The sequence below is a fragment of the Sedimentimonas flavescens genome (assembly GCF_025154035.1).
Lineage (GTDB): Bacteria > Pseudomonadota > Alphaproteobacteria > Rhodobacterales > Rhodobacteraceae > Rhodobacter > Rhodobacter flavescens.
In genome coordinates, this window is record NZ_JAOALJ010000004.1 from 152,640 (window position 1) to 171,909 (window position 19,270).

Sequence of the window (19,270 nt, forward strand, 5' to 3'; positions counted from 1 at the left end):
GCCCGGAAAGCGATTTTCTGAATTTTACCACTTGATAAAATTTCCACCTGTGGCAGCGTTGAAAAAAACAACGCCAGCCAGGGAGGTCCGACGTGACCACAAGCCAGCTTACACCCGGTATCGCGCCGGGGCGGCTTTCGCCGGAACAATATTGCGAGAACTTCGCCGATGTCGCGCCGCCGCTGGGCGCGCATGAGGCGCGCGTTGCGGCGGACCGCTGCTATTTCTGCCATGACGCGCCCTGCGTCACCGCCTGTCCGACCTCGATCGACATTCCGCTGTTCATCCGCCAGATCGCCACGGGCACGCCCGACGCGGCGGCCAAGACGATCCTGTCGCAGAACATTCTGGGCGGCATGTGCGCCCGCGTCTGCCCGACCGAGAACCTCTGCGAGGGGTCATGCGTGCGTGAAACCGCCGAGGGAAAGCCGGTCGAGATCGGTCTTTTGCAGCGTTTCGCCACCGATACGCTGATGGAGAAGGGCGCGCATCCCTTTGCCCGCGCGGCCGAGACCGGCAAGCGCGTGGCCGTGGTCGGGGCGGGGCCTGCGGGCCTGTCCGCCGCGCACCGTCTGGCGATGAAGGGCCATTCGGTCACGCTCTACGATGCGCGCGCCAAGCAGGGTGGGCTGAACGAATACGGCATTGCCTCGTATAAGGCGCCGGGCCGCTTTGCGCAGGCCGAAGTCGAGTGGCTGATGCAGATCGGCGGCATCTCGGTGGTTCAGAACTGGGCGCTTGGCCGCGCGGGCGATGGCACGCTTGAGGATCTGCTGGCTGAATACGATGCGGTCTTCCTTGGCATGGGGCTTGCGGGCGTGAATGCGCTGCGTCTGCCGGGCGAGGAACTGGCCACCCCGGCCACCGAATTCATTGCTGAACTACGTCAATCCACCGATCTGGCCACCCTGCCGATCGGGCGCAAGGTGGTGGTGATCGGCGGGGGTATGACCGCTGTCGATGCTGCCGTGCAGTCGAAACTGCTGGGTGCCGAGACCTCGACCATCGTCTATCGCCGCAGCCAGGCCGAAATGCCCGCCTCGGCGCATGAGCAGGAACACGCGGCCACCAGCGGCGTGCGTATCATGACCTACGCGGCGCCCGTGGCGATCCACAAGGTCGCGGACGGACTCGAGGTCGAATTCGCCCGCACCGAGATGACCGGCGCGGGGCTTCGCAAGCTCGACGATACCTTCCGCCTCAAGGCCGATCAGGTCTTTACCGCGATCGGTCAGGCGCTTGGGCCGCTGCCCGAGGGGGTCAAGACCGCTGGCGGCAAGATTGCCGTGGACGGTGCGGGCCGCACCTCGGTCGCCAAGGTCTGGGCCGGGGGCGACTGCGCCGTAGGCGGCGACGATCTGACCGTGACGGCCGTGGCCGAGGGCCGCGATGCCGCCGAAGACATCCACCAATACCTGATGGGGGCCTGATCCATGGCTGACCTGCGTTCCGAATTCATCGGCATCAAATCTCCGAACCCGTTCTGGCTGGCCTCAGCGCCGCCCACCGACAAGGAATACAACGTCCGCCGCGCCTTCGAGGCCGGTTGGGGCGGCGTCGTGTGGAAGACCCTCGGCTCCGAGGGGCCGCCCGTCGTCAACGTCTCGGGGCCGCGCTACGGCGTGATCCACGGCGCTGACCGTCGGGTGCTTGGCATCAACAACATCGAGCTGATCACCGACCGCCCGCTTGAGGTGAACCTGCAAGAGATCAAGTCGGTCAAGCGCGACTACAAGGATCGCGCGCTGATCGTCAGCCTGATGGTGCCCTGCGACGAGGAAAGCTGGAAGGCGATCCTCAAGCGCGTCGAGGAAACCGAGGCCGACGGGGTCGAACTGAACTTCGGCTGCCCGCATGGCATGGCCGAACGGGGCATGGGCTCGGCCGTGGGGCAGGTGCCGGAATATATCGAGATGGTGACCCGCTGGGTGAAGCAGTACTCGCGCATGCCCTGCATCGTGAAGCTGACGCCCAACATCACCGACATTCGCAAACCGGCGGCTGCTGCCAAGCGCGGGGGCGCCGACGCGGTCAGCCTGATCAACACGATCAACTCGATCACCTCGGTCAACCTTGATGAGTTCTGCCCCGAGCCGATGATCGACGGCAAGGGCACCCATGGCGGCTATTGCGGCCCGGCGGTGAAACCCATCGCGCTGAACATGGTGGCTGAAATCGCGCGTTCGGCTGAAACCGCTGGCTTACCGATCTCGGGGATCGGCGGGGTCACCACCTGGCGCGACGCGGCCGAGTTCATGGCGCTTGGCGCGGGCAACGTGCAGGTCTGCACGGCGGCGATGACCTATGGCTTCAAGGTCGTGCAAGAGATGATCTCGGGCCTGTCGGATTACATGGACCAAAAGGGCTTTGCCTCGACCGCCGAGATCGTCGGGCGCGCAGTGCCCAAGGTCACGGACTGGCAGTATCTCAACCTCAACTACGTCACCAAGGCCGAGATCAATCAGGACGACTGCATCAAATGCGGTCGCTGCTATGCGGCCTGCGAGGATACCTCGCACCAGGCGATCGCAGTTGATGAGGAACGCGTCTATTCGGTGAAAGACGAGGAATGCGTGGCCTGCAACCTCTGCGTCGATGTCTGCCCGGTTGATTGCATCACGATGCGCAAGCTGCCGCTCGGCGAGGTCGATCCGCGCACGGGCCGCGAGGTCGCGCCCTATGCGAACTGGACGACCCACCCCAATAACCCGAGCGCGCAAGCCGCCGAATAACACGGCTTGCCCCTCTCCCGGCAGCGCGGCATCCTGCCGGGGGAGGCTTCCGCAATGCAGATACTGAACATCACGCGATGGCCGCTGATCCTGCTCCTCCTCGGGGCGGGGGCCTCGGTGGCATTGCTTTCCTTCACCTCGTTCAATCTCGTGACCTTGGCGATGGCAAATTTCGATGTCATCGGCCGCGCGGGGCTTGTCGCGCTACGGGACGGCGCGCTTTGGCAACTGGGCGAGATTGGTCTTTACGGCGCGATCTCGCTTGGTTGCTGGATGGTCTTCAAGATCTTCGAGTCCGAGGTGATCCTGCGCTATCGCGATTGGGCCAAGCGTTCCACCAAATGACCCGGGCAACGGCCTCAGGGCGCCAGAAGCCGTTCGAACAGCATGTCGAGGAAATTCCCCGCTTCCGCGAAAGGGTCATGCCCCGGGCCGAGGATCGCGCGCACCTGCACGTCGAAATCGGCGTAATGCTGGGTTAGCGCCCAGATCGAGAAGATCAGGTGATAGGGATCGACCGGGGCAAGCTTGCCCGCCTCGACCCACGTCCGGATGACGCCTGCCTTTTCGTCGACCAGCGCCTTGAGGTCACCCTCAATACCATCGATGAATCGCGGCGCGCCTTGCAGGACCTCGTTGGCGAACAGCCGGCTTTCGCGCGGCATCTCGCGGCTCATCTCGAGCTTGCGGCGCATGTAGCCCATGATCTCGGCCTTGGGGTTGCCCTCGGGGTCAAGCGCGCGCAGAGGTGCCAGCCAGATATCCATCAGCCCGCTGAGAAGCTCGACATGGATCGCTTCTTTCGAGGGGAAGTAATAGAGCAGATTGGGTTTCGACAACCCGGCTGCCTGCGCGATCTGGTCGAGTGTCGCTCCACGAAAACCTTGCGCCGAAAACACCTCGAGCGCGGCATCGAGGATCGCTTCGGTGTTGCGGCGCTGGATGCGCGTCTGCGGTCGCTGCGGCGAAGTATCTGTCAATGGAGAGCCCCCTGTTCCGGGCGGCCTATAGCCTAGCATATTTCGCGATTCAACGCGAGATCGGGGTTTTCTGGACGTTTTGCCTAGGGTCGTTGTTCTTTTTGCACAGTTTGCGGTATCATCCTTCCCTTACGTCGCCCATTTGCCCGCTTCATCCCGTTTTGTCGCGGCGTCCGGAGCACCGGAGCGGTCAGTTTGACGGCGAAACGCCGATTCCACGCAGGATGATGGTCTTGACGCTTGCCTTCGCCGCAGCCCAGTCGGCATTGCTGAGCGGCCCGCCGTTCAGCGTCTCGATCTGGTGGCCGAAATCGGCATAGTGCTGGGTCGTGGCCCAAAGCATGTAGAGCAGATGCGCGGGGTCTACCGGGGCCATCTTGCCCTCGGCGATCCAGCGCCGGATGACGGCGCAGCGCCCCTCGGTCCATTCGCGCAGCGTGGTTTCGAGATAGTCCTGGATCACCGGCGCGCCATGCATGACCTCCGAGGCCCAGACCTTCGAGCCATTGGGATATTTGCGCGAGATTTCCATCTTGGCGTCGATATAGGCGCCGATCCCCTCGGCGGGGCCGGCGGCATCGTCCATGGCGTTTGCGGCCTTGAGCCAGATCTTGAAGATCCGCTCGACCACCTTGCGGTAGAGCTCTTCCTTGGTGGCGAAATAGTAATGCAGGTTGGCCTTGGGCAGCCCGGCCATATCGGCGATCAGTTGCATGGTCGCGCCACCGAAACCGGCCTCGGCAAAGACCGTTTCGGCGGCCTTCAGGATCGCGTCTTCATTGGCCTTGCGGGTGGCTGCCCGCGTGGCCGAGAGGTTTCGCCTAATTTTTGGGCGCTCACCACCGACTGCATCATCCATCTGCGCGCCCCCCGGATTTTCCATTGACCGAATGGTCAGAACATGGCTCCCTGAATCTGACCATACGGTCAGAAAAAGATTCGTCGCAAGAGGGCATAAATCGCCCCGCAGCCGACAGGGAGAATGAACGATGTCTGCACCCGGAGAGAACCTCCGCATTAATTCCGCGCGCCTTTGGGACAGCCTGATGGAGATGGCCAAGATCGGCCCCGGCGTGGCGGGTGGTTGCAACCGTCAGACCTTGACCGATGACGACGCCACCGGACGCGCGCTGTTTCAGAAATGGTGCGAGGACGCGGGCCTGAGCATGGGCGTGGACCAGATGGGCACGATGTTCATGACGCGTCCCGGCGAAGATCCTGACGCCCTTCCGGTCTATGTTGGCAGCCATCTCGACACCCAGCCCACGGGCGGGAAATATGACGGGGTTCTCGGGGTCCTGGGCGCCTTGGAGGTCGTGCGCACGCTCAACGATCTCGGGATCAAGACCAGGCATCCGATTGTCGTCACCAACTGGACCAACGAAGAGGGCGCGCGGTTCGCGCCTGCGATGCTGGCTTCGGGCGTGTTCGCGGGGGCGATCCCGCTCGATTACGCCTATGGCCGGACGGATATGGAGGGCGCAAGCTTTGGCGCCGAGTTGGAGCGGATCGGCTGGAAAGGCGAGGAAGAGGTCGGCGCGCGCAAGATGCACGCCTATTTCGAATTGCATATCGAGCAGGGACCGATCCTTGAGGCCAAGGAAAAAACCATCGGTGTGGTGACCCATTGCCAGGGTCTGTGGTGGCTGGAGTTCACCCTGTCCGGCAAGGAGGCGCATACCGGCTCGACCCCCATGCCGATGCGGGTGAATGCGGGTCTGGCGATGGCGCGGATCTTCGAGATGGTGCAGGAGGTGGCAATGGCCGCCCAGCCCAATGCCGTGGGCGGCGTGGGGCAGGTGAAATTCGCGCCGAATTCGCGCAACGTGCTGCCGGGCAAGGTGGTATTCACCGTCGATATTCGTTCCCCCGATCAGGCCAAGCTGGACGGGATGCGCGCCGAGATCGAGAAGCGCGCGGCGGTGATCTGCGAAGAGCTAGGTGTGGGCTGTGCCGTCGAGCCGGTCGGGCATTTCGATCCGGTGACCTTCGCGCCCGAACTGGTGGGCCGCGTGCGCAGGGCGGCCGAGACGCTTGGTTATAGCCATCTCGATATCATCTCGGGCGCGGGACACGACGCCTGTTGGGCCGCGAAGGTCGCGCCTGCAACGATGGTGATGTGCCCCTGCGTAGGCGGATTGAGCCATAACGAGGCCGAGGAGATCAGCCCGGAATGGGCGGCGGCAGGCACGGATGTGTTGTTGCACGCAGTTCTGGAAACCGCCGAGATCGTCGGCTGAGCGCGGCCGGGGGCTCTGCCCCCGGACCCCCGGGATATTTGGGCCACATTGAAGGCCATGGGAGAGTTGTCATGACCACTGTGATCAAGAACGGAACCATCGTCACCGCCGACCTGACCTACAAGGCGGATGTGCTGATCGAGGGCGGCCAGATCATCGAGATCGGGCGGGATCTGAAGGGTGATGAGGTGCTGGATGCCTCGGGGTGTTATGTGATGCCGGGCGGGATCGACCCGCATACCCACCTTGAGATGCCCTTCATGGGCACCTACTCCTCGGACGATTTCGAAAGCGGCACGCGCGCGGCCTTGGCGGGCGGTACGACCATGGTGATCGACTTTGCGCTGCCGAGCCCCGGGCAGGGGCTGATGGATGCGCTGAAAATGTGGGACAACAAATCGACCCGCGCGCATTGCGATTACAGCTTCCACATGGCGGTGACTTGGTGGAGCGAGCAGGTCTTCAACGAGATGAAAGAAGTCGTTGATCGCGGCATCAACTCGTTCAAGCATTTCATGGCCTACAAAGGCGCGCTGATGGTGAATGACGACGAGTTGTTCGCCTCGTTCAAGCGCTGCGCCGAGCTGGGGGCACTTCCGCTGGTCCATGCCGAGAACGGCGATATCGTGGCCGAGATGTCGGCCAAGCTGCTTGCCGAGGGCAATGTCGGCCCCGAGGCCCATGCCTATTCGCGCCCCCCGGCGGTCGAGGGCGAGGCTACCAACCGCGCCATCATGATCGCCGACATGGCGGGCGTGCCGCTTTACGTCGTGCATACCTCTTGCGAGGAGGCGCATGAGGCGATCCGCCGGGCGCGGATGCAGGGCAAGCGTGTCTATGGCGAGCCGTTGATCCAGCACTTGACGCTGGACGAGAGCGAGTATTTCAACACCGATTGGGACCATGCCGCGCGCCGCGTCATGAGCCCGCCCTTCCGCAACAAGCAGCATCAGGACAGCCTCTGGGCCGGGCTTGCCTCGGGTAGTCTGAGTGTTGTGGCGACCGACCATTGCGCCTTCACGACAAAGCAGAAGCGTTTCGGGGTGGGCGATTTCACCAAGATCCCGAACGGCACCGGCGGGCTTGAAGATCGCATGCCGATGCTGTGGAGCGCAGGCGTCAATACGGGTCGGATCACGATGAACGAGTTTGTGGCCGTGACCTCGACCAATATCGCCAAGATCATGAACATGTATCCCAAGAAGGGCGCGGTTCTGGTGGGGGCGGATGCCGACCTCGTTGTCTGGGATCCGGCGAAGAGCAAGACGATCTCGGCCACGAGCCAGCAATCCGCGATTGATTACAACGTCTTCGAGGGCAAGGAAGTGACCGGCCTGCCGCGCTATACGCTCTCGCGCGGGGTGGTGACGGTCGAGGACGGCGCCTTCAAGGGCCGCGAGGGGCATGGCGAATTCGTTGCCCGTCAGCCCGGCACGCCTGTTGGCCGGGCGCTCTCGACCTGGAAAGAGCTGACCGCGCCGCGCCCGGTCTCGCGCTCTGGCATTCCCGCGTCGGGCGTGTAATCGAAGGGGGCGGGGAGCCGCCCCCAACCTCAGGATCAACGACAGAACGATAAGAGAGACGCAATTCCCATGCCGGTGATCGAAGCCAAGGACCTGAACCTGACGTTCCAGACGAATGACGGGCCGGTCCACGCGCTCAAGGATGTCAATCTGGCCATCGAGAAGGGCGAGTTCGTCTCGTTCATCGGGCCATCAGGCTGTGGCAAGACCACCTTCCTGCGCTGTATCGCGGCGCTGGAGACGCCGACGGGGGGCAGCCTGACGGTGAATGGCATGTCGCCCGACGATGCTCGCAGGGCGCGATCTTATGGTTACGTGTTCCAGGCGGCGGGGCTTTATCCGTGGCGCACCATCGCGGGCAATATCAAGCTGCCGCTGGAGATCATGGGCTATTCCCGCGCCGAGATGGATCAGCGGGTCGAGAAAGTGCTCAACCTCGTGGATCTGGGCGGGTTTGGCAAGAAGTTCCCTTGGCAGCTTTCGGGCGGAATGCAGCAGCGCGCCTCGATCGCGCGGGCTTTGGCCTTTGATGCCAAGATCCTGCTGATGGATGAACCCTTCGGCGCGCTGGACGAAATCGTGCGCGACAAGCTGAACGAAGAGTTGCTGAAGCTGTGGAAACGCACCGGGAAAACCATCGGCTTCGTCACCCACTCGATCCCCGAAGCGGTCTATCTGAGCACTAAGATCGTGGTCATGTCGCCGCGCCCGGGCCGGATTACCGATATCATCGACAGCACCCTGCCGCGCGATGAGCGGCCGCTGGAAATCCGCGACAGCGCCGAGTTTCTGGCCATCGCGCACCGGGTGCGCGAAGGGCTGCGCGCGGGGCACGCCTATGACGAATAAGCGGCAGATGCTTTCCCGGCTTGGGCGGTTCGGAGCCGATACATCGTTGGGCTGTGGAGGCAGATCATGAAATCCGTGCTTCCGATCCTGACGGTTCTCGCGGCGATTGTCGTCATCTGGTACGGCGCGGCAGTCGGGCTGAACAGCAAATGGACCTACGATCAGGCCGCGCGTGCGGGGCAGGAGGTCTCGTTCAGCCAGCTTCTGCGCGATACGATGACGCAAGAGCGCCCCGTCCTGCCGGCGCCGCATCAGGTGGCGAAGGGCCTGTGGGAAGGTGTCGCGGGGCAAAAGATCACCTCGAAGCGCAGCCTGGTCTATCATGGCGGGGTGACGTTCTCGGCCACCATGGCGGGGTTTGTGCTGGGCGCGGTGGCGGGCATCCTTTTGGCCGTCGGGATCGTGCATAACCGGGCCATGGACATGAGCGTGATGCCCTGGGCCATCGCCAGCCAGACCATCCCGATCCTTGCGATTGCGCCGATGGTGATCGTGGTGCTGGCCAGCCTTGGTATCAAGGGCCTGCTGCCCAAGGCGATCATCGCCGCTTACCTTAGCTTTTTCCCGATCCTCGTGGGGATGGTGAAGGGGCTGCGCGCGCCTGACGGGATGCAGCTTGACCTGCTGCGCACCTATAACGCCAGCGGGTCCGAAACCTTCTGGAAGCTGCGGCTGCCGTCGTCGATGCCCTATTTCTTCGCCTCGCTGAAGGTGGGGATCGCGGCGGCGCTTGTGGGCACCATCGTGGCCGAATTGCCTGCGGGCGCGACCCAGGGCCTTGGCGCGCGGCTCTTGTCGGGCAGCTATTACGGCCAGACCATTCAGATCTGGGCGGCGTTGTTCGCGGCGGCGGTTCTGGCGGCGGTTCTGGTGATCGCGGTCGGTGCGGTCGAGAAGGTCGTGCTGCGCAAGATGGGGATGGCCCGATGAGTGCGTTGATCTCAGCCTTTGTCTTCTGGGCCGCAGCCACCGCGCTGAACGGATGGATCGCCCGAAGCTACCCGAGTGCCCGCTGGGCCAAACTCTTCGTGCCCGCGCTGTTCGGAGCGACGCTCTTGATCCTGTGGGAGGGGCTGGTGCGTGGCCTCAATGTCAGCCCGGTCATCCTGCCCGCGCCCTCGGCCATCGCCGCGCGGTTCGCGGAAAGCACCGATGTGCTCTGGGGCGATTTCGCCCAGACGATCCTCAAGGGCGCGCTGGCGGGTTACGTGATCGGCTGCGGCGCGGCGGTGCTGGTGGCGATCGCGATTGACCGCTCCCCCTTTCTCAAGCGTGGGCTGCTGCCGGTGGGCAATTTCGTGGCGGCGCTGCCCATCGTGGGGATCGCGCCGATCCTGGTGATGTGGTTCGGCTTTGATTGGCAGTCGAAGGCGGCGGTGGTGGTGATGATGGTGTTCTTCCCTGTGCTGGTGAACATGGTGGCGGGGCTGGCGGCGACCGATCAGTTGCAGCGCGACCTGATGGCCACCTATTCGGCCAGCTACCGTCAGACTTTGGCCAAGTTGCGCCTTCCCGCGGCGATGCCCTTCCTGTTCAATGGGCTCAAGATCGCCACGACCCTGGCGCTGATCGGGGCGATCGTTGCCGAATTTTTTGGCAGCCCGACGCGGGGCATGGGCTTTCGCATTTCAACGGCGGTCGGGCAGCTTGATATGCCGCTCGTCTGGTCCGAGATTGCAGTAGCGGCCCTGGCTGGTTCGGGCTTCTTCGGACTGATGGCGCTGATCGAAAAGGCGGTGACCTTCTGGCACCCCTCGCAACGCAGGCGCTGAGTTTTCAACACCGGGAAAATACCCGGGTTCAACAGTGGAGAGAGTGATGAAGAAATTTCTGATCGGTGCGGCGCTGGCCGCGCTCGCTGCCGGGACGGCGACGGCCGAAGAGGTCAAGCTGCAACTGAAATGGGTCACCCAGTCCCAGTTCGCGGGCTACTACGTCGCCAAGGAAAAGGGCTTCTACGACGAAGAGGGCCTTGATGTCATGATCATGCCGGGCGGCCCGGATATCTCGCCCACGCAGGTCATGGCTGGCGGCGGCGCCGATGTGACCGTGGACTGGATGCCCTCGGCGCTGGCGGCGCGTGAAAAGGGCCTGCCGCTGGTCAACATCGCCCAGCCGTTCAAGTCCTCGGGCATGATGCTGACCTGTCTCAAAGAGACCGGGATCACCGGGCCGGAAGATTTCAAGGGCAAGACCCTTGGCGTCTGGTTCGGCGGCAACGAATACCCGTTCCTGAGCTGGATGGCGACGCTTGGCATTCCGACCGATGGCTCGGAGGGCGGCGTCACGGTTCTCAAGCAGGGTTTCAACGTGGATCCGCTGCTGCAAAAGCAGGCGGCCTGTATCTCGACCATGACCTATAACGAATACTGGCAGGTGATCGACGCGGGGCTCGCCCCCGAGGATCTGGTGACCTTCAAGTATGAGGACGAGGGCGTCGCGACGCTGGAGGATGGTCTCTATGTGCTCGAATCGAACCTCGCCGACCCGGCCTTCAAGGAGAAGATGGTCAAGTTCGTGCGCGCCTCGATGAAGGGCTGGAAATATGCCGAGGAGAACCCGGATGAAGCCGCTGGCATCGTTCTGGACAATGACGAATCCGGCGCCCAGACTGAGGCCCACCAGAAGCGCATGATGGGCGAAATTGCCAAGCTCACCGCTGGCTCGAACGGCGCACTGGACCCGGCGGACTATGAGCGCACTGTGAAGATCCTGCTCGGCGGCGGCTCGGACCCGGTGATCTCGGCCGCGCCGACCGGCGCCTATACGCTGGACATCACCGACGAAGCCCTGAAATAAGGCTTCGCACAGATCCCGAAAGGCGCGCCCCTGTGGCGCGCCTTTTGCGTTTCAGTACCCGTTAACCCGTTTGTGTTTCGCTATGCCAAAGCACGGGGAGGCGTTCATGCAGGACGTGAAGCGATATTCCGAGGATCGGCTGCCCCGATCCCTGGTTCTGGGGGGCGGTGGCCTCTTGCTGGCCGTGGTGGCAGGGCTGTTCTGGCTGGTCTGGGAAAGCCAGTTTGCCGCCCCCGCCGGTTATCTGTTCGACACACCTACGCAACCGGTCGAGGCAGGCTATTGTCTGGCCGTGGCGCAGGCGGTGGGCGCGGGCGGCGTGCCTGTTGGTGGACCGATCTCGGAGGCGCAGGATTTCTGGATCGCGCGGCTGCGCGGATATACCTCGGACATGGCGCGGCCGATTGCGGCGGGGCAGGCCGCCCTGGCGCGCGACATGGCGCAGACCGATCGGGCCTGGCTGCTCGACGCGATGGAGGCCTGCATGCGTCGCGCCATTACCTATGGGGCTCATTTCCGCTCGTTCGACTGACGGCGCAATATTCGCCAGATGACCTCACGGCAGTTGATGCAGATCAGGGCTTGCCTTGAAACTAGACTGCATAGTTCAGTTAAGACGGCAAGCTAGAAGAGGTGAATCATGCTTGGGAAGAAGACGATCGTTGCGCTGTTCATGGCCGTGGCGGTGATGGCGGGCTGTGCCCAGATCGAGGAAGAGGTCGGCCAGTGCGAACCGGGCGTTGCCGACATCTCGCAAGTGGCGACCGCGGTTCCGAACTGTCTGTGATGACGCGGCGGGCGGTGCCTTGGGTGCCGCCCGCAGATTTCTGTAAATCTGTTTGAAACGCGGGTAATTGGCTGTAAATCTGGTGTGAACCAGCAAGGAGCAGCCCATGGCCCGTTCGGCCCTGACCGGAACCCGCATTCGCGAGCGACGCACCGCGCTGCGCATAAAGCAGGCCGATCTGGCGCGTTCCGTGGGGATCTCTCCGGCTTACCTCAACCTGATCGAACACAACCGCCGCCGCGTGGGCGATGAGTTGCTAGGCCAGATCGCCGGTGCGATGTCGGTCGATCCTGTCGCGCTGTCCGAAGGCGCCGAGGGGGCACTGTTCGACGGTCTGCGCGAGGCAGTCGCCGGGGCGGAGGCGGAGGGCGGCGCGCATATGGCCGGGATGCCCGAGCTGGAGCGGATCGAGGAATTTGTGGGTCGCTTTCCCGGTTGGGCCGCGATTCTCGCAGGGCGACAGGCACGGGTGAACGCGCTGGAGCGCGTGGTTGAAAGCTATTCGGAGCGGATGGCGCAGGACCCGTTCCTGCTGGCCTCGCTGCACGAGGTGCTTTCTGCGGTGACCTCGCTGCGTTCGACTGCGGCGATCCTGGTTGAGACGGACGATATTGAGCCCATCTGGCGCGCGCGCTTCCTGCGCACCATCCAGGAAGAAAGCCTGCGCCTGTCCGAAACCGCCGAGGCGCTGGTGGGCTATCTTGATGACCTGGAGGAGGCCGAGACCGGCCTCAGTTCGCCGCTCGAGCAGGTCGAGGCCTGGCTGTCGGCGCGCAACTGGCATCTTGAGGAACTGGAAGAGGCGACCCCGCCGCCGCCCGAGGCATTGATCGCGGGCGTAGCCGAACTGGCTTCAAGCGCGGCGCGCAAGCTGGCGATCGCACATATCGAACGCGCGCAGGCCGATGCGCGCGCCCTGCCGCTGGAGGCCTTCCGTGACGCCGTAGCCGAGCTGGGCATGGATCCGGCGCTGCTGGCAACGCGCTTCGGCGCGCCTCTGGGCGCGGTGTTCCGGCGTCTTGCCACCTTGCCTCTGGCCGAGGGCGCGCAACCGGTGGGCCTTGTGATCTGCGACGGCTCGGGGGCGCTGACCTTCCGGCGCGGTGTGCCGGGCTTTGCCCTGCCGCGCTTTGGAGCGGCGTGCCCGCTCTGGCCGCTCTACGAGGCGCTTGCGCGTCCGATGCAACCGGTCCGCAAGGTTGTGGACATGGCCGGGCGCTTGCCCGAACGTTTCCTGACCTACGCCATCTGCCAACCCAGCCAGCCCGGCGGTTTTGATGGGCCCGTGCTGATGGAGGCGATGATGCTGATCCTGCCGCCCCCGCCCGAGCGCGCGCCGGGCGAGAGGGCCATCGGCTCGTCCTGCCGGATCTGTCCGCGCGGGGAATGTGCAGGGCGCCGCGAGCCCTCGATCCTGTCCGAGGCCTGAGTGCGGGGTTTGACAGTTCTCACGCGGCCCGCAATAGTCGGTTCGGGGAAGAGGAGGAAGCGCCGATGTCTGGAAAGCATGTGCTTCTTGTCGAGGACGAGCCGCATATCGCCGAGGCGATCCGGTTCATTCTGACACGGGCGGGCTGGAAGGTCTCGCTTGAGGCTGACGGAGCGCAGGCCTATGCCCGCATTGGCAGCGAAAGGCCCGATGCGGTGATCCTCGATCTGATGCTGCCGGGTAGTTCGGGGCTCGATATCCTGACCAGTCTGCGCGGGGATGCCACGCTGGCAGAGCTGCCGGTACTGATGCTGAGCGCCCGTGGGCAGGTGCGCGACCGCGATGCCGCAACGCGGGCGGGTGCGACGGCCTTCCTGGCCAAGCCTTTCGCCAATGGCGATGTTCTTGCGATGCTCGACGAGATCGTCACACGCGCCAAAGAGCAGCGGAGCGCCTGACATGCCACAGACGGGCCAGCCGCTTTTCCTCGCCCGCAGATCCTACCGTCGCAGGCGCATGATGGATGCGGTGCGGATGTTGCCCGTGCTGGGGATGGTGCTGTTCATGCTGCCAAGCCTTTGGTTGCCGGGCGAGACCCCCCGGCCTGATACCGGCCGCGGCGGGCTTTATATTTTCGCCGTCTGGGCCGGGCTGGTGGTGCTGGCCTTCGGCCTAGCGCGCGGCCTTGCCCCTGCGATGGAAGAGGAAGAGCGCACCGAGGAATTACCGCTTCAGGAAGAGGACGGCTGATCGATGCCTTTCAACGTCCTCGTCGCGGTTTGTCTGGCCTATGTATTTCTGCTGTTCCTAGTGGCCTTCGTGGCCGAACGCCGGGCGCAGCGCGGACGACTGAGATTCCTGCACCGTCCCATCGTCTATACCCTGTCGCTGTCGATCTATTGCACCGCCTGGACCTTTTATGGCGCGGTGGGCTACGCCGCGCGCTCGGGGCTTGAGTTCGTCACGATCTACCTTGGGCCAACCTTGGTCTTCGTCGGCTGGTGGTGGATCCTGCGCAAGCTCGTGCGGATCGGGCGGGCGCAGCGGGTGACTTCGATCGCCGACCTGATTTCAAGCCGTTATGGCAAGTCGAACCTGCTGGGCGTGATCGTCACGCTGATGTCGGTGGCGACCTCGGCGCCCTATATCGCGCTGCAATTGCAATCGGTTACGCTGAGCTTCGGCGTGTTCGCCGCCGATACGCCCGAGGGGTGGGCGCTGCCCGATCAGGGTTCGACCGCGCTGTGGATTGCCGCGGGCCTCACACTGTTCACCATCCTCTTCGGCACCCGTAACCTTGATGCGAACGAGCGTCACCACGGCGTTGTCATGGCCATCGCGCTTGAGGCGGTGGTCAAGCTGGTCGCGCTGCTGGCGGTGGGGGTATTCGTCGTCTGGGGTATTGCCCATGGGCCGCTGGATGTTCTGGCGCGCACAGATGCCTCGCCTATCGCCGACTGGGATCTGAAGCCGGGCCGTTTCGCGGGGCTGATCTTCGTTTCGGCGGCGGCGATCCTGACTTTGCCGCGCATGTTCCAGGTGCTGGTTGTCGAGAACGTCGATGAGCGCCATCTGGCCACCGCAAGCTGGGCTTTCCCCGGCTATCTGATGCTGATGAGCCTCTTTGTCATGCCCATCGCGGTGATCGGGCTCGAGGTGATGCCCGCTGGCTCGAATCCCGACCTTTTCGTGCTGACGCTGCCGCTGTCGCAGGGGCAGGGTAACCTTGCGCTATTGGCCTTTCTGGGGGGCTTCTCCTCGGCCACCTCTATGGTCATCGTCGCGGCGATTGCGCTGGCGACGATGGTGTCGAACCATATCGTGACGCCTCTGTGGCTGGCTCTGGGGAGCCAGCGCGGCAAGGAGATGGGCGATATCCGCGGCCTCGTGCTGATGTCCCGGCGGCTTTCCATCGCGGTCGTGTTGGGGATGGGCTATGGCTATTACAGCATGTCGGGCGGCTCTGCGGCGCTGGCTTCGATTGGCTTGATCGCCTTCGTCGGGGCCGCGCAGGTGCTGCCTGCGCTGCTCGGCGGGATGTTCTGGCGCGGAGCCACCCGGATGGGCGCGGTGGCCGCGCTGCTGACCGGTTTTGCGATGTGGCTTTACACGCTGTTTCTGCCGTCCTTCGGCGAAAGCGGTCTGATCTCGGCCCAGGTCATGGCGGCAGGGCCTTTCGACATTGGCTGGCTGCGGCCGCAGGCACTGTTCGGGATCGACGCGCTCGACCCGCTGTTGCACGCGCTGTTCTGGAGCCTGCTGTTCAACACCATCTCGTTCATGGTGTTCTCGACGGCCTCCTTCCCCGGCCCGATGGAGCGTCTTCAGGGCGTAGCCTTCGTGAATATCTTCGAGCAGACGCCGGGTGCGCGTAGCTGGCTGCGCGGCCAGGCCGAGGCCGAGGACCTGCTGTCGATGGCGCAGCGCATCCTGGGTGCAGAAGAGGCGCAGCGGTTCTTCCAGGCGCAGGCGGCGGGGCAGGGCAAAGAGGGCTTCCTGCCCGACCCGACGCCCGATTTCCTCGCGCGGCTTGAGCGGCAACTGGCCGGTTCGGTCGGCGCGGCCACGGCCCATGCGATGATCTCGCAGTTGACCGGGGGCAGTTCGGTCTCGGTGCAGGATCTGATCGCGGTGGCTGGCGAGGCGGCCGAGATCAAGGAATACTCGGCCCAGCTTGAGGCGAAATCCGAGGAGCTGGCCCGCACCGCCCGCGCGCTGCGAGATGCCAACGAAAAGCTGACCTCTCTGTCGGTGCAGAAGGATGCCTTCCTGGGCCAGATCAGCCACGAGCTACGCACGCCGATGACCTCGATCCGGGCGTTCTCCGAGATTCTGATGGAGCCCGATCTGCCCGACGCCATGCGCTCACAATATGCCGAGATCATCCATGAAGAGGCCCGCCGCCTGACGCGCCTGCTCGACGATCTGCTGGATCTGAGCGTGCTGGAAAACCGCAAGGTGCAGTTGAATGTGGGCGTGGCCAACCTGCATGACCTGCTCAACCGCGCGGTGCAGTCGGCCTCGAACACCCGGCCCGAGCGTTCGTTCCGGGTCGAGCGCGATTTCCCGTCCGAGCATATGCCGGTCTTCACCGATACCGACCGTCTGGTGCAGGTCTTCATCAACCTGATCTCGAACTCGCGCAAGTATTGCGACAATGAGCGCGCCGTGCTGCGCATCGAGGTGAAGAAGCGCGGCCAGAAGGTTCAGATCGACTTTATCGACAATGGCTCGGGCATCCCCAAGGCGAGCCAGGCGCTGATCTTCGAGAAATTCTCGCGGCTGACGGATACGAGCCGCGCGGGCGGGGCGGGTCTTGGCCTCGCGATCTGCCGCGAGATCATGGCCAATCTGGGCGGCAAGATCGACTACGTGCCGGGTCAGGGGGGGGCTGCCTTCCGCGTGACCTTGCCGTTGCGACGCCGCGAGATGGAAGAGGCGGCGAAGGCCTCGGCCTGAGATTTCAACGCTTTGTAAAGACTGATCTGCGAATCCTTGCGGCTAGCGCCATGGGGATTGGGCGGTTCGAATGACCGAAGATCAGCAGCACTCAGTCATGCGCCGGAAGGCGTCCTCGGGGCAGCCTTCGGTTGTCACGGCGCCCGCAACGGCAGCGCGGGCGATCCCGCTGGCGCTTGCGCGCACGGCCGAGGGGATGGGACTGCCGCTGCGCGTGGCGCAGTTGCGTGAAAGCCGGATGGTGCTGGCCGAACTGCCCGAGGCGCTTGAGGAATTCTCGCTTCTGGCGGTGATCGAGGGGCCGAAGGAGGGGTTGGGGCTGGTGGCCCTGCCGCCCGCCACGCTTTCCGCGCTGATAGAGTTCCAGACATTGGGCGTTCTGGCGCGCAGCGCGCCCGCCCCGCGCAAACCCACGCGGATCGACGCGGCGATGGCGGCGGAGTTTATTGATGGTGCCCTGACGCGGATCGAGGCCGAGCTGAGCGCGACCGATGAGGCGATCTGGGCGGGTGGGTTTCGCTATGCCTCCTGCCTCGACGGGCCGCGCCCGCTGGGGTTGTTGCTGGAAGACACCTCCTATCGCGTCTGGCAGGCCGATCTGGTCTTCGGGGCCGAGGGTGAGCGGGCGGGAGGCTTCCTCTGGGCCGTTCCCGCCGAGGGGCGCGGGCAGCGCCCCGCCGCGATGGCACAAGCCGTGCCGAACCCTGCGCGGACCGATGAGGATACCGACTGGATGCGCCGGATGGAGGCCACGCTGATGGGCACAAGCGCCGTGCTCGACGCGGTGCTTGATCGGGTGACGGTGCCGCTTGCAGCGGTGTTGCACTTCGCGCCGGGTACGCTGCTCCCGATCGCAGCGGACAGTCTTGAGCGGTTGCAACTTGAGGGGCACGGGCGGCGCGCCCTGGGCCGTGCGCGGCTGGGTCAGCTGCGCGGCTTTCGCGCGGTGCGTCTGGTTGATGAGGGCGCGCAGCCCGGACCGGCCCGCGCCGCACCGAGTGAATTCGATGCGGGCACTAGCCCCGTCACCGCGCGGGCCGAACCGCCAGCAGCGGTTCGGCTTGATGTGGCCGAACCTCTGCCGCGCCGCGTGGCGGGGGCTTAGACGTCGTTCTCGGCATCCAGCTGGTCAAGGCCCCGGCGCGCCAGCGGCGCCACGGCCATGCCTGCGCACATTGCCAGGACGAAAAGCGCGACCTGCCAGCCGCCAAACCCAAGCGCGCCGATCGCCGGGCCAGGGCAAAGCCCCACCAGCCCCCAGCCCGCACCGAACATCAGCGACCCCAGCACGAGGTTGCGATCGACCAACTTCGGGAAATCCTGCGGCATCGGCAGATCGAGCAGCGAGCGTTCGCGCCGCGCGGCGATGCGCCAGACCACGATCATCGGCAGCACCGCGCCGCCCATCACGAAGGCCAGCGTCGGGTCCCAGTTGCCGAACACATCAAGCCAGCCCTGAACCTTGGTCGTATCGACCATACCCGCGACCAGCAGGCCCGCGCCGAAGAGGCCCCCGGCAAGAAAGGCGAAAAGGTTGCGCATCAGATCACCTCCAGCACATGGCGGGCCAGAACCAGCATCAGCCCGCCGCCGAGCAGGTAGAACACCGTCGCCACGAAGCCGCGCAGCGAAAAGCGCGACATGCCGCACACCCCATGCCCCGAGGTGCAGCCATTCGCGAGCCGCGTGCCTATGCCCACCAGCAACCCCGCCACGATCAGCAGCACCGGGTTTGAGGTGACATGGGTATCGACGACCGCGTAAAGCGGCACCAGCAACGGCGGGATCGCGATCAGGCCGGCCAGAAAACTCAGCCGCTCGGCCGTACTGTTGCGCCCCGAGCGGTCGATCAACCCGCCCAGGATGCCGCTGGCCCCCAGAACCCGTCCGTTTGCCAGAAGATACAGCGCCGCCGCCGCGCCGATCATGAGGCCGCCCACGGCGCCCCAGAACCAGTCCTGATGCATATCGTCCCCCGTTCGCCGGTGCCACACGCACCGCCCGGCGCGCCCTGCCACAAGGGTTTGACCTGCGTCAATGCCCATGTGCTGCGTCGGGCGTTAGATGGGGCAAGAACAGGAGGACGCCATGAAATCCGTGGAAACCCGCAAGGCCGAACTTGAGGCGCGCAAGGCGCAACTGACCGAACGGATGGGGCAGATCGCCTCGGAGTTCGAGACGCACGAGTCCAAGGACTGGGAAGAGATGGCGACCGAGCGCGAGGGCGATGAGGTTCTGGAGGATCTCGGGCAGGCAGCGCGCACCGAACTGCGCATGATCGAGGCGGCGCTGGAGCGCATCGAAGAGGGCGAGTACGGCTATTGCACGGTCTGCGGCGAGCAGATCTCGGAAGAGCGGCTGGACGTCCTGCCCGCCACGCCCTTCTGCCGCAATCACGCCGCCGGGCGCTGATCCGTCCAAACCCCTGAAATCGGGCAGTTTGCAATTGCCACGGGCCGGATAGGCCGTAAA

21 protein-coding genes are annotated in these 19,270 nt (G+C 64.5%); 17 read left to right on the top strand and 4 right to left on the bottom strand.

All coding sequences use genetic code 11. The features are described 5' to 3' along the window. Nucleotides 1–92: 92 nt before the first annotated feature. From N3C64_RS09140 to N3C64_RS09150, 3 genes are read left to right on the top strand one after another with little or no spacing between them, the layout of a single operon-like run. A complete protein-coding gene (locus N3C64_RS09140; protein ID WP_260014039.1) occupies nucleotides 93–1,430 on the top strand; it encodes an NAD(P)-dependent oxidoreductase in 1,338 nt (445 codons plus the stop codon). Between the two features lie 3 nt (nucleotides 1,431–1,433). After that, nucleotides 1,434–2,732, top strand: a complete 1,299-nt coding sequence (preA, locus tag N3C64_RS09145) for an NAD-dependent dihydropyrimidine dehydrogenase subunit PreA (RefSeq protein WP_260014041.1) — start codon at nucleotides 1,434–1,436, stop codon at nucleotides 2,730–2,732. A gap of 54 nt (nucleotides 2,733–2,786) precedes the next feature. Continuing rightward, entirely contained in the window at nucleotides 2,787–3,077 is a 291-nt protein-coding gene (locus N3C64_RS09150) for a hypothetical protein (RefSeq protein ID WP_218631012.1), read from the top strand. Nucleotides 3,078–3,091: 14 nt separating this feature from the next. Here the strand turns inward: N3C64_RS09150 and N3C64_RS09155 are convergent, their stop codons facing one another. Further along, entirely contained in the window at nucleotides 3,092–3,712 is a 621-nt protein-coding gene (locus N3C64_RS09155) for a TetR family transcriptional regulator C-terminal domain-containing protein (protein WP_375546106.1), read from the bottom strand. A 190-nt stretch (nucleotides 3,713–3,902) separates the two neighbouring features. Then, complete coding sequence (locus N3C64_RS09160) at nucleotides 3,903–4,571, bottom strand: TetR/AcrR family transcriptional regulator (protein WP_260014043.1); 669 nt, start codon at nucleotides 4,569–4,571, stop codon at nucleotides 3,903–3,905. A 130-nt stretch (nucleotides 4,572–4,701) separates the two neighbouring features. Here N3C64_RS09160 and N3C64_RS09165 point away from each other — a divergent pair, with 130 nt between their 5' ends. The 13 genes from N3C64_RS09165 to N3C64_RS09225 all read left to right on the top strand — a co-directional run bounded on the left by N3C64_RS09165 (nucleotide 4,702) and on the right by N3C64_RS09225 (nucleotide 17,903). Beyond that, nucleotides 4,702–5,952, top strand: coding sequence for a Zn-dependent hydrolase (locus N3C64_RS09165; protein ID WP_260014044.1), 1,251 nt, complete (start codon nucleotides 4,702–4,704; stop codon nucleotides 5,950–5,952). A 71-nt stretch (nucleotides 5,953–6,023) separates the two neighbouring features. Further along, complete coding sequence (hydA, locus tag N3C64_RS09170) at nucleotides 6,024–7,475, top strand: dihydropyrimidinase (RefSeq protein ID WP_260014045.1); 1,452 nt, start codon at nucleotides 6,024–6,026, stop codon at nucleotides 7,473–7,475. A gap of 69 nt (nucleotides 7,476–7,544) precedes the next feature. Continuing rightward, a complete protein-coding gene (locus N3C64_RS09175; RefSeq protein ID WP_260014046.1) occupies nucleotides 7,545–8,324 on the top strand; it encodes an ABC transporter ATP-binding protein in 780 nt (259 codons plus the stop codon). A 66-nt stretch (nucleotides 8,325–8,390) separates the two neighbouring features. Then, entirely contained in the window at nucleotides 8,391–9,254 is an 864-nt protein-coding gene (locus N3C64_RS09180; RefSeq protein WP_218631018.1) for an ABC transporter permease, read from the top strand. Further along, a complete protein-coding gene (locus tag N3C64_RS09185) occupies nucleotides 9,251–10,096 on the top strand; it encodes an ABC transporter permease (protein ID WP_218631019.1) in 846 nt (281 codons plus the stop codon). The genes N3C64_RS09180 and N3C64_RS09185 overlap by 4 nt, the downstream gene beginning before the upstream one ends. 46 nt (nucleotides 10,097–10,142) lie before the next feature. Next, nucleotides 10,143–11,123, top strand: coding sequence for an ABC transporter substrate-binding protein (locus tag N3C64_RS09190; RefSeq protein ID WP_218631020.1), 981 nt, complete (start codon nucleotides 10,143–10,145; stop codon nucleotides 11,121–11,123). Nucleotides 11,124–11,229: 106 nt separating this feature from the next. After that, nucleotides 11,230–11,655, top strand: coding sequence for a hypothetical protein (locus tag N3C64_RS09195; protein ID WP_260014047.1), 426 nt, complete (start codon nucleotides 11,230–11,232; stop codon nucleotides 11,653–11,655). 108 nt (nucleotides 11,656–11,763) lie between these two features. Then, nucleotides 11,764–11,910 (top strand): hypothetical protein, encoded by a 147-nt coding sequence (locus tag N3C64_RS09200; RefSeq protein WP_218631022.1) that lies wholly within the window; start codon nucleotides 11,764–11,766, stop codon nucleotides 11,908–11,910. A 106-nt stretch (nucleotides 11,911–12,016) separates the two neighbouring features. Next, nucleotides 12,017–13,339, top strand: coding sequence for a short-chain fatty acyl-CoA regulator family protein (locus tag N3C64_RS09205; RefSeq protein ID WP_260014048.1), 1,323 nt, complete (start codon nucleotides 12,017–12,019; stop codon nucleotides 13,337–13,339). A 65-nt stretch (nucleotides 13,340–13,404) separates the two neighbouring features. Further along, nucleotides 13,405–13,797, top strand: coding sequence for a response regulator transcription factor (locus tag N3C64_RS09210; RefSeq protein WP_218631024.1), 393 nt, complete (start codon nucleotides 13,405–13,407; stop codon nucleotides 13,795–13,797). A gap of 1 nt (nucleotide 13,798) precedes the next feature. Further along, nucleotides 13,799–14,089 carry a hypothetical protein gene (locus N3C64_RS09215; RefSeq protein ID WP_218631025.1) on the top strand — a complete coding sequence of 97 codons (291 nt, stop codon included), beginning with the start codon at nucleotides 13,799–13,801 and terminating at the stop codon, nucleotides 14,087–14,089. A gap of 3 nt (nucleotides 14,090–14,092) precedes the next feature. Beyond that, the gene (locus tag N3C64_RS09220; RefSeq protein ID WP_218631026.1) at nucleotides 14,093–16,798 is read left to right on the top strand and encodes an ATP-binding protein; all 2,706 of its coding nucleotides are present in this window, start codon (nucleotides 14,093–14,095) and stop codon (nucleotides 16,796–16,798) included. Nucleotides 16,799–16,868: 70 nt separating this feature from the next. Next, nucleotides 16,869–17,903, top strand: coding sequence for a FliM/FliN family flagellar motor switch protein (locus N3C64_RS09225; protein WP_260014049.1), 1,035 nt, complete (start codon nucleotides 16,869–16,871; stop codon nucleotides 17,901–17,903). On the opposite strand, the gene N3C64_RS09230 is transcribed toward N3C64_RS09225, so the two are convergent. Both N3C64_RS09230 and N3C64_RS09235 read right to left on the bottom strand, forming a co-directional pair. Then, nucleotides 17,900–18,340, bottom strand: coding sequence for a DUF6691 family protein (locus N3C64_RS09230; RefSeq protein ID WP_218631028.1), 441 nt, complete (start codon nucleotides 18,338–18,340; stop codon nucleotides 17,900–17,902). The two genes, N3C64_RS09225 and N3C64_RS09230, sit on opposite strands and share 4 nt — an antisense overlap. Next, the gene (locus N3C64_RS09235) at nucleotides 18,340–18,765 is read right to left on the bottom strand and encodes a YeeE/YedE family protein (protein ID WP_260014050.1); all 426 of its coding nucleotides are present in this window, start codon (nucleotides 18,763–18,765) and stop codon (nucleotides 18,340–18,342) included. Before N3C64_RS09235 ends, N3C64_RS09230 begins: the two co-directional genes overlap by 1 nt. Nucleotides 18,766–18,886: 121 nt before the next feature. Between N3C64_RS09235 and N3C64_RS09240 the strand changes: the two genes are divergently transcribed. Beyond that, nucleotides 18,887–19,210 (top strand): TraR/DksA family transcriptional regulator, encoded by a 324-nt coding sequence (locus tag N3C64_RS09240; RefSeq protein ID WP_218631030.1) that lies wholly within the window; start codon nucleotides 18,887–18,889, stop codon nucleotides 19,208–19,210. Nucleotides 19,211–19,270 lie beyond the last annotated feature (60 nt).